We start from the raw sequence: 15,310 nt of genomic DNA on the forward strand, positions 1-15,310 counted from the left end.
TGGGTTTTCCTCTGCTTTATTAGGGCGCGGGAATTATTCAAAACGAAACCTACGCATAAAAATAAATACCCGGAGATCCAGGTTACTAGTCTCCGCTATATCTATTTATTCATAATCCTTTTCGCGCAATCATCGCAGTCAAATCTGAAGTTCGGCAGGAATAGCCCCATTCGTTATCATACCAACCTAGGACTTTTACCATTGTTCCTTCCATTACCATCGTCGAATCTGCATCAAAAATACAGCTTGCCGGGTTCATTTTGATATCGCTGCTCACAATTTGATCCTCTGTGTACTCTAGAATTCCTTTGAGAGGACCTTCCGCGGCGCTTCTAAATGCGTTGTTCACTTCATCAACTGTCACTTTCCTGCCAAGGTCAGCAACAAAATCCGTGATCGAACCAGTTGGAACAGGCACACGCAAAGCCATTCCATGAAGCTTGCCATTTAATTCCGGAATCACAACTCCCACGACTTTGGCTGCACCGGTATTAGTAGGAATTATATTCTGTGCTGCGGAGCGAGCCCTGCGCATATCAGAATGTGCTTGATCAAGTATTTGCTGATCATTCGTGTAAGCATGCACTGTGGTCATCAGTCCATGCTCAATGCCGAATTCATCATTCAAAACTTTTATTAATTGAGCAACGCAGTTTGTAGTACATGAGGCATTTGAAATTACATGATGGGTATCGGGGTCATATTGATCAGCATTTACGCCCAATACCAATGTCTTATCTTCGCCAGAGGCTGGAGCTGAGATGATTACCTTCTTAGCACCTCCCTCAATATGCCCAGCTGCTTTTTCGCGTTGCGTAAATATACCGGTAGACTCAATAACGATATCGACTCCTAGATCTCCCCATGGTAAGTCTGAGGGGTTTCTCTCCGAAAGCGATTTAATCAGTTTTCCATCTACTTCTATCCCCCCATCCACGGTTTTAACAGTGCCAGGGAATCTGCCGTAATTGGAATCATACTTTAAGAGGTGCGCATTAACTTCTGGAGCAGCAAGGTCATTGACTGCCACCACTTCTAATTCATTTGAATGGCGCTCTAGCGTAGCTCTCAATACCTGCCGGCCAATACGCCCAAAACCATTAATTCCAACCCTAGTACTCATACTTACTTTGCCTCCATAACTGTGCTTTTTAGCAATCCCAATGCTACCTAGACACTAAGCATTGGACAAGAGATCCCTATCGCCATCCTTGGAAAGGTTTAATACCAGCGTAATAACCTTCCGACTGCAATTCGTCTTCAATTCTCAGTAACCGGTTATATTTTGCTACTCTCTCACTTCTAGCTGGAGCTCCTGTCTTTATCTGACCAGCTGAAGTAGCAACAGCAAGGTCTGCAATAGTTGTATCCTCTGTCTCTCCAGAACGATGGCTGATTACTGCATTCCAATTTGCAGATTTTGTCATATTTATAGCAGCGAGCGTTTCAGTAAGTGTTCCAATTTGGTTCAGTTTTACCAAAACAGCATTACCTGCCTTCAAATCTATGCCTTGTGAAATTCTTTCAGTGTTAGTAGTAAATAGATCATCACCAACCAGTTGAACTTTCCCTCCTAGCTTAGAAGTGAGCATACTCCAGCCTTCCCAATCATCCTCTGTAAGACCATCCTCAATACTCACTATGGGGTATTTTGAAATCCAACTTTCGTAATAGCCCACAAGCTCAAGGTTCGATAGCTTTGCTCCTTCTTTTGCGAGAAAGTATTTGCCATCTTCGTAAAACTCACTCGCCGCAACATCAAGGGCAATAGAGCAATCCTCTCCAGGGCGATATCCAGCTTTTTCAATGGCTTCTATTAAAAGTTCAACCGCAGCTTCGTTGGTATCCAATGACGGAGCAACTCCTCCTTCGTCTCCAACGTTGGTCGAAAGGCCTCGGGCACCGACTATCGATTTTAATGATTGATAGACTTCAGCTCCACACCGCAAAGCCTCTCTAAATGAATCAAATTTCAGCGGCATCACCATAAATTCCTGAAAATCCGTGGAATCCATAGCATGTCGTCCTCCGTTCAAAAGATTCAGCATAGGGGAGGGTAACGTCACACCATTTCCCAAGTATCTGAAAAGAGGCACGCCCGTAGAAGCTGCGGCTGCATGCGCATTAGCTAACGAGACTGCAAGAGTGGCGTTTGCACCTACTTTTGATTTATCTGGAGTCCCATCCAGTGAAAGCATCGTATTATCTATTTCTTCTTGGTTCTTTGCATCAAGGCCAACAATACCTTTAGAAATCACTTCGTTCACATTAGATACAGCCTTTTGGGTACCTTTTCCTGCAAAGCGCAGGCTATCTCCATCTCGAAGTTCTAGTGCCTCATGGCTTCCCGTACTTGCACCTGAAGGAACAGCAGCCCATCCTTTAGAGCCATCTTCTAAGATTATCTCTGCTTCCACAGTTGGGAGCCCTCTAGAATCGAGGATTTCCCTTGCATGGACCTTTAATATTCGCGACATTCAATCACCATCACTATTTAAAATATTCAATTACTGCGAGCTAAGGCCGCATCAATAGCTTTATTGACTGCTTCTGAAGGAGAGCTGGCTATTTGCAGTCCTATCGGCAAATCCGAACGCTCTGGCAACTTCCAAGTTTCTAGCCCGATCACGGGGATCCCGTCCCCAAGGGCGTGACCTATCTCTGAAAGTGTTCCATACGCTCCGTCAATAGCAATTACAGCACGACCAGTTTTTACAACTATTATGTTCCGCGCGTATCCCATGCCTGTCATGATGGGAAAATCAATAAATTCATTCGACAAATTTGGATCGTTGCCAGGCAATATCCCAATCGTGATCCCACCTTCGGACTTAGCTCCTCGACATACCGCTTCCATTACGCCTCGTAATCCTCCACAAACAACAGCTACACCTTTTTTGGCAAGTAATTGACCGACCGAATAGGCCATATCAATTGCATGCTTAGGAGGATCTGCGCCACCAATCACCGAAATTATTAGAGTTCTAGGCTTTAAGGCTTCAATATTCAAAGCATCGTCTACCATTAGCCCAAAAATGGACCTAAAGCATTTGTGGCACTATCTATGGCAGTCATCAAAGGAAGTGGGTATATACCGATAAGAACCATACCAATAAAGAGCAGCCAGATCGGGATTGAAGCCACAATACTAGGAGAAACTCTCACGCTATTGACCGCCTCATAGACGTACATTTGCTTAATTATTCTGATGTAATAGTAAAGAGAAATTAAGCTATTAACTACAGCAACTACCATTAACCATGTCAGGCCTGCTTGAACTGCAGACGTGAACAATAAAAATTTCGTGACGAACCCTGCGTAAATAGGAAGCCCGGCAAGTGAAAAAAGCGACGAGGCCATTACCATCGCCATGAAAGGCGAACGTGATGCCAATCCACTAAATCCCTCAATGCTTTCATCTCCTTGCCCTACTTCAATTGCCATAATTACAGAAAATGCTGCAAGGTTGGTAAAGGCATAGCCACACATGTGCAAGATAACAGCATTCACACCATTTTCATTAAGTGAAATTAACCCAACGAGAATAAATCCAACTTGAGCGATGCTGCTGTATGCAAAAAGCCGTTTTATATTTTGCTGTACCAATGCTGTCAAAGTCCCAATAGTCATTGTGCCAGCAGCAAGTATGGCAAGTGGGAGTTGCCAATCATCCATGCTTCGATAACCCGCTTCCGCAAGAAAACGAATTAACAAAGCAATAACCGCAGCCTTAGACAGCACCGCTATAAAAGCGGTAATCGGAGTAGGTGCACCTTCATAAACATCGGGGGCCCACAAATGAAAAGGAACTAAGGACAGCTTGAAACCTATGCCTGCAAAGAATAATGCCAATCCTAAAATCACTGTCATTGATGGGTCGTTACCAGAGCCTCCCAAGAGAGCGCTCATTACGCTTTCCATGTACCTGAACGTTGTTTCGCCAATTGCACCGAAAAGAATAGCAATACCTAAAAGCATCAATGCAGAAGAGAGCGATCCAAGAAGGATATATTTAACTGCCGCTTCTGCAGAACGACCATCTCCTCTACTTATTGCAACAAGTACGTAGAGGCAAAAAGCCATTACTTCTATGGAAATATAAGCCGTTAGCAATTCACCAGAAGAAGCGACTAAATCGGCCCCTAGTACTGCAAAAATTATCAGCGCATAGAATTCCCCAGGGTTTCTAATTTTACGATATACATAATCAATCGAAATTAATGTAACTGCAGCGCCAATTCCCATTGCCAAAATTTTGAAAATTAAGGAAAACCCATCAACAAAAATTAATTGTTCGTATAAATGCTCAGGATCTACTGAACGATTCGCAAAACTGTATATTGCAATAAAAATAAGCCCAATGGAGGCCAGCAGAGCCAATGTCAGGTTGTGCGCTCTCCGAGAACGCCAAGGAATTGAAAAATCGGCAATAAGTACTACAAATCCTAAACCGGCAATCAAAAATTCTGTTATTAAAAGTCCAAAATTAGGCATTATTAGGACATCCCTCTCAATATCACATCTACACTAGGCCTAATAACATCTAAAAACGGAGCCGGGAAAATTCCAACGACAACTATCGGGGTAAGTAAAAAGGCTCCAACCCCAAATTCTTTAGGCGATAAGTCTTTTAAACTTTCCCACTTAGGGTCAATAGGACCAAAGAATACCCTCCCTATAAGCCTCAATATGTACGTTGCGGTGATTGCTGCACCAATAATCCCCAGGACCCCAAGTATAGGTTCCGTCCGAAACGTCCCAATGAAAACCAATAGCTCTGAAACAAATCCACTCAATCCCGGTAGACCCAGTGAAGCTAACCCTGCCACAATAAAAAACCCTGAAGCCCAACCCATTCTTGCAGACAGCCCATTTAACACTAGGGTATCGCGGGTATGAGTTCGTTCATAAATAGCTCCAACAATTGCAAAAAATAGAGCGGTCATAACTCCATGAGAAAACATCTGTAGTGATGCTCCTGTCAGGCCAATTATGTCAACCGTACCTATCCCCATAAGAACATACCCCATATGGCTCACACTGGAATATCCGATTACATATTTTAAGTCTGTCTGTGAAAGAGCAGAAACTGCGCCATAGACAACGTTAATTGTCCCGAGTATTAACAACGCCAAAGACCATGTCTCAAATCCTTCAGGCAAAAGCGTCATCCCGACACGGATAATCCCAAATGCTCCTAATTTCATTAATACGCCTGCATGCAACATGCTTACGGACGTAGGTGCAGCGACGTGTCCATCAGGAGACCAAGTATGAAAAGGCCATAAGCCAGCAAGTAAACCAAACCCAATCATCATCAAAGGAAATACTATATTCTGAAAATCTTTTGAAAGAGGTGCATCGGATGATTGTATTAACTCTCGCAACTCAAGCATATTAAAGGTGAGAGAACCAGTCTGAACATAAATCGTAATAACCCCTATCCAAACTAAAACACTTGCCGCCACAATCATCAAAACTAATTTAAGTGCCGAGTATTCTTTGGTCCTAGAAAAGTTTTTGAATTTAGAACTTGATCCCCAAACCGCTATCAGCAAATACATTGGCACAATTGCCAATTCGTAAAAGAAGAAGAAAAAGAACAGATCAATAGAAACGAAAGTACCGTAAACACCCGCAATCAACGCAAAGAGCAGTATGTAGTAATTTTTCGGTTGTTTTACAACATTGGTTGCGACCACAAGCCCAGTAACACTTACAATACCAGTTAGTAACACCATGAGTGCTGCAATTCCATCAACACCTAAACTAAAACCTATGCCAACACTCTCCAACCACTCGTATTCTTTTACAAATTGGAAGTCGTCGGCACTAGAGTTCTGATCAAATCCGATAAACACATATGCAGAAGCGAACATTAATAGCGCTCCAGCACTAATAGAAACCCATCGTATTGCCATAACCCACGCTGCAGGAGTAACCATTAACAGGGCCGCAGTTAAGGCTGGTAGGAAAATTAGTATTTCAAGAATATAACGATCCATGAATATCAGTTACTCAACCTAATGAAAAGTATCAACGCACATATTCCAATTATCATCCCCAAGCCATAGTCCGAAAAAAATCCTGTTACATGCCTTCGTAATCTATGACCTAGCTGAACGGTCACAAGCCCAGGAGTATCAACTCCTAAATCATTAACAATTTTTCTGTCAAAGTGACCAAGCAGTTCGCTACTGGTGTTTACGATTCTCTTCACAAGCCATTCATATAAATGATCCATATAAAAGCGATTAATTAAAACCCTATGCAGAGGTTCAAGCTTCATAGACACCGTGTTTAACAATGTATGATCTTGTACATACAAACGATAACCGAGCAAGATGCCAGAGAATGCCAAAACTACGCTGATCCCCATCCAGACAAAGTTGAACTCAAATGCATGTGGATGCCCAGCCGAATAAACAAACGACCCTATCCCTCCATACCCATCAAATAAGGGCAATGCCAAAAAGCCCGTACACAAAGTAAGAATTGCAAGAACAGCAATAGGTGCAGACATTACCCTAGGAGCTTCTCTCACATCCTTATTGCTCGCCTTTATGTCTCCACCAAATACTAACCATCCAACTCTAAACATATATAACGCACTTATTACTATCGCGATAAGTAATAGAATTAGAAAAATTGGATTAAGATTCTCTGCAACTGACAATACAATCTCGTCTTTACTCCAAAAAGCATTCAATGGAGGAATTCCTGCTAAGGACAATGCTCCCACCAAAAATGCCGCAGAGGTAATTGGCATCCGCGATCTCAGCCCACCCATTTTTGTAATGTCGGTTTGGTCATGCATTGCATGCATAATTGAGCCTGCAGTAAGAAAAAGCATTGCCTTGGCAACCCCATGCATAAGCAAATGAAACACAGCTGCTGTATACCCCCCCGCACCGAGTGCGAGCATCATAAAACCGAGGTGGCTCATTGTAGAGTACGCCAAAATTCGCTTCAGATCTGTCATAACCAGGGCCATACTAGCCCCGGCCAGAGCAGTAATAATCCCCACTATTGCGATTGCTAATTGAACACTCTCAACGGCCTCGAATAAAGGAAATAGCCTTGCAACAAGAAACACACCTGCAGTTACCATGGTCGCTGCGTGTATCAAGGCGCTTACAGGAGTCGGACCTTCCATCGCATCTGGAAGCCACACATGCAATGGAAATTGAGCTGATTTCCCCATAGCCCCAAAAAATATTAAAAACGCACTTACAGTCGTAATAGACTGATCAGTCTCAGCTGCCGTAACACTGTTTAATATTGTAATGATGTCAAATGACCCAACTTCGACTACCAAAAGAACAATACCTATCAATAAGCCCACATCACCTACGCGCGTTGTGATAAATGCTTTTTTTGCAGCTTGTGATGCGGAAGTTCGTTCGTACCAAAATCCAATGAGAAGGTAGGAACATAGGCCAACCAATTCCCACCCTACGTAGAGAAGCAATAAATTATCCGCTAGCACCAAAGTCAACATACTCGCTGCAAAAAGAGAGTGTGCAGCGAAATACCAACCTATTCGAGGATCATCTCTCTCCGTGCCTCCTACATGCCGGCGCATATATCCCAGCGAATACAGCTGTACTACTAATGAAATAAAAGTAACGAGTACTAGCATCACAACTGTCAGAGGGTCAATAATAATCCCCCATCCAACAGCGATAGAACCTGCACTAAACCATTCTCTGGGATAGTGGTATAAAGCTGGGCCTTGATCAATTAAATCCAACAAGACCACCCAAGCACCAAGGAAAGCTAATAATGCTGCAACTACAGCAATATATTTTCCTTGCCAGGGTAAGTAATTGCGAAAAAGAGCAAGCGCAAAGAAAGCGCTAATTCCAAATATTGGTATGACCCAGGCTAGCTCCACGTTATCCCTTCATCTCTGTAATTTCATCGGTGTTTACAGAATCACGCCTTCGATAGAGTCGCATAACTATAGCGAGGGCAAGACCCACCTCGGCAGCGGCAATTGTAATAACAAAAATAGCAATTACTTGACCGGTCGCAACGCTCGCTTTGCCATACGATGCAACCGCTATTACGTATACATTGACCGCATTAAGCATCAGCTCTATGGCCATTAATACAAGAACGCTACTGCGCCTAGCCAACACCCCATACAATCCAACGCAAAATAAGAGTGCACTGAGCAACTGGAAATGAAGTAATGTCACTCTACACCTCTACGTCTCTGCCTCTTAGATCTTGAGGATTTTGAAGCACCAGAACCACCCGATTCATTAGATTTCGGTAATTTCTTTCCTATAAAAGGTATTTGCAGTAGAGGTTCTATATCCGGAAAAGTTTCATCTTCCTCTTTATCTGTCCGCCCAATAACGATCGCTCCCACCAAGGCAATCAGCAAGACAATAGAGGCTATCTCAAAAGGAATCACCCAATCGACAAAAAGAGTTTCTGCCAGCTTATCTAAGCTAATTGATTGCAAGTTTTCACTTTGAAATTTCTCTGCATCCGTTACAAACGCAAACGCCATAAACAAGAAAAGAATTAATGCGGCTGCAAGTGCAAATGGGCGCCTACGATTGTCTGACTGGTTCTCAAACTCCTCATTCTTCGTAAGCATTAGAGCAAATAAAATTACGATAGTTACGGCACCGCCGTAAATCAATATTTGAACCAGTGCGAGGAATTCCGCATATAGCAACACAAAAAGGCCTGCAACTCCTGCCAATGAAAGTAAAAGGAAAAGAGCAGCATGTACCACATTCCTGGCACTTACTACTCCTATAGCTGAAAACAGCGTAACTGCCGCAGCCAAATAAAAAGCCAATTGCGTCACTTAGTTCTCATCCTCCGCTGGTTTTTCTGGATTAGCTTTTACCAACGTCATGGGTGCAGAACTAGTAGCTTTTTTCTTCAACGCAACTCCTGCAACATTTTTTTCAGGGTTCGCAGGGGACCAGTTGCTCGCATCCATATATCTACGTCCTTGCACTAATAAGGTTTCAAGGTTAGCCCGAGCACCGGCTCGCGCAAAGCTAGCCAATTCATGCTCGTATGACATTTCGATAGCATCAAAAGAGCACACATCTACACAAATACCACAAAGAATGCATCGATTTAAATTAATCTCAAATTCTTGAATTATTTTTCTTCTGTGACTAGTTCCTTCAGCGTATTGGGGGTTGTCATACATCACTGCTTTCATGCATTGAGTAGGACATTCACGGACGCATACCATACAGCCTGTACAGAATGGCTCTTCTGCCGTTTGGTCTGTTAATAATGCGGGAAAACCCATATACCTAGGTTGAATCTGCAAATGCTCTTCAGGGTAATGTGCTGTCACAGGCCGTTTAAATAACCAGCCCAAAGTAGTTAGAAGGCCTTTTACACTAGCTATCATTCGATGGCTCCTTGATTCTCTGAACAGCATTAACCTGAACTGCTCGCTCAGCATACCTCCGTGCAATAGCGAGTGTGCCCTTGCGCTGGAAGCGTATTTGAATAATTGCAGGTATCGCTATTAGCACCAATGACATCACTGTCAATGTCCACACTGGCCATCCATAAAAAATTTGCACCGCAGTGGCGAAAATACTTGCAAAGGCGAGAGGAATTAAAACTTTCCAACCAAAGCTCATTAATTGATCAATTCGAAGCCGTGGATATGTAGCCCTAATCCAAAAGATTATTGATGCAAGAAAATATGTCTTCGCTACAAACACTAGAAGAGCCAAGATCATTGGCAGGTCTGAAAATGGCCAATTCCAGCCGCCAAGGAACAATAATGCTCCAAGCGCTGCTATCACAAAAGTATTCACGTATTCTGCGAGGAAGAAAATAGCCCAATGCGCTCCGCTATATTCCACAAAAGGACCACCCACTACTTCTGATTCAGCAAAGTAAATGTCAAATGGCGTTCGCCCAACTTCAGCCAAACCTGCTATCAAAAACACCAAAAAAGCTAAGGGCTGAATCACAATATAAGGCACTTTTGCTTGAGCATCCACTACCGCCAAAAAATTCATTGAATCCGTCATCATCACCACCACAATAACTGCCATAATGATCGGAATCTCGTAGCTAACTAGCTGAGCTGCAGATCTAAACCCACCCAAAATTGCATATTTACTATTCGAGCTCCACCCCGCTAAAACCAAGCCCACAATACTTAACACTGAAATCGCAATAAAGAAAAACAAACCTAAGTCCAAACTCCTAACAACCAATCCAGGAGAAAGTGGAATAGTAATCCATACAACGAAGCTCGGGACAAAAACTAGCAAAGGTGCAACATTAAACAAAATTTTTGAAGATTTATCTGGAGCAACATCTTCCTTTGTTACAAGTTTGATTCCATCAGCTACGACTTGCAAAAGGCCCAATGGCCCTACACGAGTCGGGCCAACTCTCCCTTGCAAGTGCCCTAATTCTTTCCTTTCAAGCCAAACTAATGAAATCCCAAATATTGTAACCATAGTTAAGAGAGCAAATAGCGCAATTACAATTTTCAGGATTAAAAATACCGTTAATTGACTAGAGGGATCACCTAACAGGTTAACGCTTATTACAAAAGCGGAGATGATCGCCAAGAACCCACCTAATATAATTGCGAAAAGCAATAATTGAGCAGGCAAACTCCTCATCTGTCTACCTCGCCTAGAACAATATCTAAGGAACCCAATATAGATACAGCATCTGCAATGTATGCCTCTTTCATCATTGGGCGTAATGCTACCAAGTTGCAAAATGAAGGAGGTCGCACTTTTACGCGATACGGCTTATCACTGCCGTCACTCACCAAAAACACCCCGATATCCCCTCGAGGATTTTCACCATGAACGTATACTTCACCCTTTGGAGGACGCACTATCCTACGTATTTCTGCAATTACAGGTCCTTTTTCTATTTGCTCAAGGCATTGGCGTATCATTGCGATTGATTCATTGCATTCCAGAACTCTCATATAATACCGGTCCCAGCAATCTCCGTTCTCTCCGATAGGAACCTTATAATTCAGGTTCCTATAAATTTCATACGTATCATCTTTCCTTACATCATACGGAACACCACTAGCCCTTAAGCTTGGGCCCGTTAATCCACAGGAAATCGCCATAGCGGCGTCAATTTTTCCGACCCCTTGGGTTCGCGCAAGAAAAACTTCATTGAAAGTCAGTAGCCTATCTAGCTCTGCCACTCCATGCTCAACTCTATCCAATACCTCGCGTGTGCGCTGCATGAAATCGACAGGAACGTCCTCTTTCACGCCACCTATTCGAATAAAGTTATGCATCATCCGAGCTCCGGTGACCGACTCGAATAAATTTTCAATCCTTTCACGCTCTCGAAATCCATACATTATTGGGGTCATTGCCCCTAAATCGATAGCGTATGTACCTATGAATAATAGATGACTTGCTAGACGATTCAACTCAGCCAAGATTACTCGGATATATTGCGCTCGGGCTGGAACATCAACAGCCATTAATGACTCTACCGCCCGACAGAATATTAATTCATTATTTAAATTCGAAACGTAGTCAAGTCGATCAAACAACGTTATAACCTGACCGTAATTTTCGTTTTCCGCGAGCTTCTCGGATCCCCTATGTAAATAGCCGATATGGGGAGTTACGTCTATCACTTTCTCTCCATCCACAGTGAGCATCATCCGGAAAACGCCGTGCGTCGCTGGGTGCTGAGGACCCATATTAAGCATCATATCTATAGTTTCAAATGCTTCTTCCGTAGTCACAGCTACCACTCCTCATAATCGTGAAGAGGGAAACTCCTTAACCCAGGGTTTCCTTCAAATCCATCAAATAGCAGTAGGGGGGAAAGATCGGAGCTCCCATCAAATTCGACCCCAAACAAATCCCGTGTTTCACGCTCATACCAATTAGCTGAAATCCACAAATGTTCCAACGTACTAACACGTGGCTTTTCAGCAGGAAGATGAATTTTCAGAAGTAATTTTTGGTCGTTCTGAATAGAAAACAGTACGTAATTGATCTCGAGATAGTCCTCGTAATCTACGGCAAAAAGACAATGCAGCATATCCATGCCAAGGTCCTTTTTACACATACCTGCAATAGCAGTGAGATCATCTTTCTGGATAAGAACACTAGGCATATCACCACGGCCGCCTGAAGTTACTTTATATCCAGCCAAAGCCTTATCCATTATTTTGGAAAACTCCTGCCCTTTTGGATTCAAGCCGTCCACTGCTGTTTCTGAAGGCTTACCAGCAGTAAGATCAACTATTGATTCATCAAGCTTTTGGTTATCCGTTGGACGTTCTGTCATGCGCCTCGTTCTCTAATTCAGTAGCGGTTTCAAGGTTAATGGGTGCGCTTCTATACCCATTTTTAGCATCAAATTTAATTTTCTCTTGCAATTTCATAATTCCATCCATCAAAGCTTCTGGCCTTGGGGGGCAGCCCGGTATAAACACGTCAACCGGTACCAAATGATCTACACCCATAACTACGCTATATGAGCGGTAATATGGTCCCCCGCTAGTAGCGCAAGTACCCATTGCAATAACCCACTTGGGGTCAGGCATTTGCTCATAAAGAAGCTTTATAGGCTCTGCCATTTTCTTAACTACCGTCCCAGCAACAATCATCACGTCGGATTGCCGAGGCGATGGCCATGTGACAACGCCAAACCTATCCAAATCATGATGAGCCATATGAGTAGAAATCATTTCAATTGCACAGCAAGCTAACCCAAAGGTCAATGTCCAAAGTGAATTGCTTCTGCCGAGCGCGGCTAATTGATCAACCGTCGAGGTAACCACCCCAGGTGCAGCACTTTTCAATAAATTAGGAGCCGGCGTATTCCCTCGTCCTTCTGGATTAGATGCATTCTCAGGGCTATCAAAAAACCGGCCTTCACTGTCACGATGCCACGCAGAAGGGCGAAAAATATGAAGCTCGTCTTTGTTGTTACTTTCTATCGCCAACGTAAAACTCCCTTCCGCCATGCATAAACAACTCCTAAAAGTAAGATCAATATGAAAAGGATCATTTCATAAAACACGTACGAAGGAATCCCTTTGTCAGCAAAAACTATAGCCCAAGGGAATAGAAACACGGCCTCTACATCGAAGATCAGAAAAAGGATTCCAAAAATATAGTAGCGAACATTGAATTGCGTCCAATTCAATTTTGTGGGAAGAATCCCTGACTCGTATGCTATACCTTTCTTTTCCGAAGGGCGGCGGGGCGAAATTAACACAGACGCAAGCAACATAAGTCCCATTGCGCCTAGCCCGACAAGAAAAGCTAATACAACTACTGTCCAGTTAATTACATAACCATCAGACATGATTTCTGTATTGCACCAAAGCTATTTTGCTTCCTCAACTATATCCGAATGATAACTAATATTTATAGCTATTAGTTATCATTTCAATAAGGTTTAGCTTATGATTTAACGTTCATGATCGTATCGAGATCTTTATCTCCTCGTCCACTCAAGCAAATCAGCACGTTTTGATCTGATCGAAGACTAGGAGCGAGGGTATTAATTACATACGCAACAGCATGGGAAGATTCTAAGGCCGGGATTATGCCTTCGTATTTACAAATCAATTTAAACGCCTCTATGGCATCGGTATCCGTAACATTTACGTATTCAGCACGACCCGAATCTCGAAGCCACGCATGCTCAGGTCCAACCCCAGGGTAATCAAGGCCTGCAGAAATACTGTGCGTATCCTCTATTTGCCCATCGTCATTCTGAACAATGTATGACATTGAGCCATGTAATACACCTAACCTGCCCCCTCCAATTGAAGCGGCATGCATATTGGTATCGACTCCATGTCCTGCAGCTTCAACGCCTATTAATCTTACAGACTCATCGGGTATAAATTCGTAAAATTGCCCAATTGAGTTAGAACCTCCACCGACGCACGCAACAACAGCATCTGGAAGCTTGCCTAATGTCGTCAAAACCTGCGTCCTCGATTCCTTACCAATCACGCGCTGTAAGTCTCTTACCATCATAGGATACGGATGCGGTCCTACAGCGCTCCCAATAATGTAATGAGTATCTTCTACGTTAGTTACCCAGTCTCTAATGGTTTCACTTACCGCTTCTTTTAATGTACGTGTTCCTGAGGTTACGGGACGAACTTCTGCACCTAGCATTTTCATCCTGTATACGTTAGGTGCTTGCCTGCGAATATCCTCTTCTCCCATGTAAACAACGCATTGCAGATCTAGAAGCGCACATACGGTTGCCGTTGCAACCCCATGCTGTCCGGCACCAGTTTCAGCAACTATACGACTCTTGCCCATGCGCTTTGCAAGTAGACCTTGCCCTAACGCATTATTGATTTTATGAGCTCCGGTATGCGCAAGGTCCTCTCGCTTTAAATAAATACCCGGGCCCCCTCCCAATGAAGTTAGTCGAACGGCATAGTGCAGAGGAGTTGGACGTCCTACGTAATTACAAAGAAGATTGGTCAGTTCAGCTTGAAAATCTTCATCGACTTTGGCTGCAAGCCATGCTTCCGTCAATTCATGAAGCGCAGACATCAAAGTTTCGGGAACATACTGCCCTCCAAATATACCGAATCGTCCATTGCTATCCGGCAAAACGGTCATTACGTTCTCCTAAAAAACCTAAATAGGCTATTACCCTTCTTCGCAAGGTCCCTGCCTCTTACTACTGCAGCAAAATCTATGATTTTGGCATGATCTTTCTGGCCATCAGTTTCAACTCCGCTGGAAGTATCGACTCCCCACGGGCGCACTTGATCCAAAGCCTGCCCGATATTGTCTATCGACACCCCCCCTGCAAGAGTCATTTCAAAAGAGTTGGCTAAATCTGCAGCTAGATCCCAATCAAAGCTTTGGCCAGTACCGCCAAATTCACCTGAAACTTTCGTATCAATTATGATTTTATGTCCAGCAAGCGCATGCCTTTGCTGCATAAGCATAATTCTCGGCATTTGAGCAGCTATAGGAACCAAGGGATCCACAGTGATTACTTTATATATAGGAATGCTTATATGAGAGCAGTAGTCCATACTTTCATTCCCACAGAGTTGAACAGCGTCAAGCTTAAGCATCTCTATATATTCATTAACTTGTTCAAAGGGCTGGTCTGCAAATAATCCAACAAACTCCGGTAAGTCCTTGGACTTGCTTCTGACTTCTTTCAATACTGCCCCAGCCTCCACAACATTTAAGCTACGAGCCACGCCTTCAACAAATACAAGGCCTATTGAGTCAGCGCCTGCCTCTATAGCAGTTAGGATATGCTCACTCGTTCGAAACCCGCAGATCTTCAAGTGTGTCAC

General features: G+C 43.3%; 16 protein-coding genes. All 16 read right to left on the minus strand.

Annotated features, from left to right (window positions below; genetic code table 11):
- Positions 1-109 precede the first annotated feature (109 nt).
- Positions 110-1,123 carry a type I glyceraldehyde-3-phosphate dehydrogenase gene (gene gap / locus MK127_01840; protein ID MCH2531541.1) on the minus strand — a complete coding sequence of 338 codons (1,014 nt, stop codon included), beginning with the start codon at positions 1,121-1,123 and terminating at the stop codon, positions 110-112.
- A gap of 76 nt (positions 1,124-1,199) precedes the next feature.
- The gene (gene eno, locus MK127_01845; GenBank protein ID MCH2531542.1) at positions 1,200-2,477 is read right to left on the minus strand and encodes a phosphopyruvate hydratase; all 1,278 of its coding nucleotides are present in this window, start codon (positions 2,475-2,477) and stop codon (positions 1,200-1,202) included.
- A gap of 26 nt (positions 2,478-2,503) precedes the next feature.
- Positions 2,504-3,025 carry a TIGR00725 family protein gene (locus tag MK127_01850; protein MCH2531543.1) on the minus strand — a complete coding sequence of 174 codons (522 nt, stop codon included), beginning with the start codon at positions 3,023-3,025 and terminating at the stop codon, positions 2,504-2,506.
- Positions 3,025-4,494, minus strand: a complete 1,470-nt coding sequence (locus tag MK127_01855; GenBank protein ID MCH2531544.1) for an NADH-quinone oxidoreductase subunit N — start codon at positions 4,492-4,494, stop codon at positions 3,025-3,027. The genes MK127_01850 and MK127_01855 overlap by 1 nt, the downstream gene beginning before the upstream one ends.
- A gap of 2 nt (positions 4,495-4,496) precedes the next feature.
- The gene (locus MK127_01860) at positions 4,497-6,005 is read right to left on the minus strand and encodes an NADH-quinone oxidoreductase subunit M (protein MCH2531545.1); all 1,509 of its coding nucleotides are present in this window, start codon (positions 6,003-6,005) and stop codon (positions 4,497-4,499) included.
- Between the two features lie 5 nt (positions 6,006-6,010).
- Complete coding sequence (gene nuoL, locus MK127_01865) at positions 6,011-7,897, minus strand: NADH-quinone oxidoreductase subunit L (GenBank protein ID MCH2531546.1); 1,887 nt, start codon at positions 7,895-7,897, stop codon at positions 6,011-6,013.
- A gap of 1 nt (position 7,898) precedes the next feature.
- Entirely contained in the window at positions 7,899-8,204 is a 306-nt protein-coding gene (gene nuoK, locus MK127_01870) for an NADH-quinone oxidoreductase subunit NuoK (GenBank protein ID MCH2531547.1), read from the minus strand.
- On the minus strand, positions 8,201-8,830 hold the full coding sequence (locus tag MK127_01875; protein ID MCH2531548.1) for an NADH-quinone oxidoreductase subunit J: 630 nt from the start codon (positions 8,828-8,830) through the stop codon (positions 8,201-8,203). The genes nuoK and MK127_01875 overlap by 4 nt, the downstream gene beginning before the upstream one ends.
- Positions 8,831-9,397 carry a 4Fe-4S dicluster domain-containing protein gene (locus tag MK127_01880; GenBank protein ID MCH2531549.1) on the minus strand — a complete coding sequence of 189 codons (567 nt, stop codon included), beginning with the start codon at positions 9,395-9,397 and terminating at the stop codon, positions 8,831-8,833.
- The gene (nuoH, locus tag MK127_01885) at positions 9,387-10,631 is read right to left on the minus strand and encodes an NADH-quinone oxidoreductase subunit NuoH (GenBank protein ID MCH2531550.1); all 1,245 of its coding nucleotides are present in this window, start codon (positions 10,629-10,631) and stop codon (positions 9,387-9,389) included. Before nuoH ends, MK127_01880 begins: the two co-directional genes overlap by 11 nt.
- 5 nt (positions 10,632-10,636) lie before the next feature.
- Positions 10,637-11,716, minus strand: coding sequence for an NADH-quinone oxidoreductase subunit D (locus MK127_01890; GenBank protein MCH2531551.1), 1,080 nt, complete (start codon positions 11,714-11,716; stop codon positions 10,637-10,639).
- Between the two features lie 35 nt (positions 11,717-11,751).
- The gene (locus MK127_01895; protein ID MCH2531552.1) at positions 11,752-12,300 is read right to left on the minus strand and encodes an NADH-quinone oxidoreductase subunit C; all 549 of its coding nucleotides are present in this window, start codon (positions 12,298-12,300) and stop codon (positions 11,752-11,754) included.
- Positions 12,278-12,817, minus strand: a complete 540-nt coding sequence (locus MK127_01900; GenBank protein MCH2531553.1) for an NADH-quinone oxidoreductase subunit B — start codon at positions 12,815-12,817, stop codon at positions 12,278-12,280. The genes MK127_01895 and MK127_01900 overlap by 23 nt, the downstream gene beginning before the upstream one ends.
- A 134-nt stretch (positions 12,818-12,951) precedes the next feature.
- Complete coding sequence (locus MK127_01905) at positions 12,952-13,326, minus strand: NADH-quinone oxidoreductase subunit A (protein MCH2531554.1); 375 nt, start codon at positions 13,324-13,326, stop codon at positions 12,952-12,954.
- Between the two features lie 98 nt (positions 13,327-13,424).
- Positions 13,425-14,612, minus strand: coding sequence for a tryptophan synthase subunit beta (gene trpB / locus MK127_01910; GenBank protein ID MCH2531555.1), 1,188 nt, complete (start codon positions 14,610-14,612; stop codon positions 13,425-13,427).
- Positions 14,612-15,310: a phosphoribosylanthranilate isomerase gene (locus MK127_01915; protein ID MCH2531556.1), complete on the minus strand. Its 699-nt coding sequence runs from the start codon at positions 15,308-15,310 to the stop codon at positions 14,612-14,614. Before MK127_01915 ends, trpB begins: the two co-directional genes overlap by 1 nt.

Source organism: Dehalococcoidia bacterium, assembly GCA_022449765.1.
In the GTDB taxonomy this organism is placed as follows: Bacteria; Chloroflexota; Dehalococcoidia; order Lucifugimonadales; family Australimonadaceae; genus UBA2963.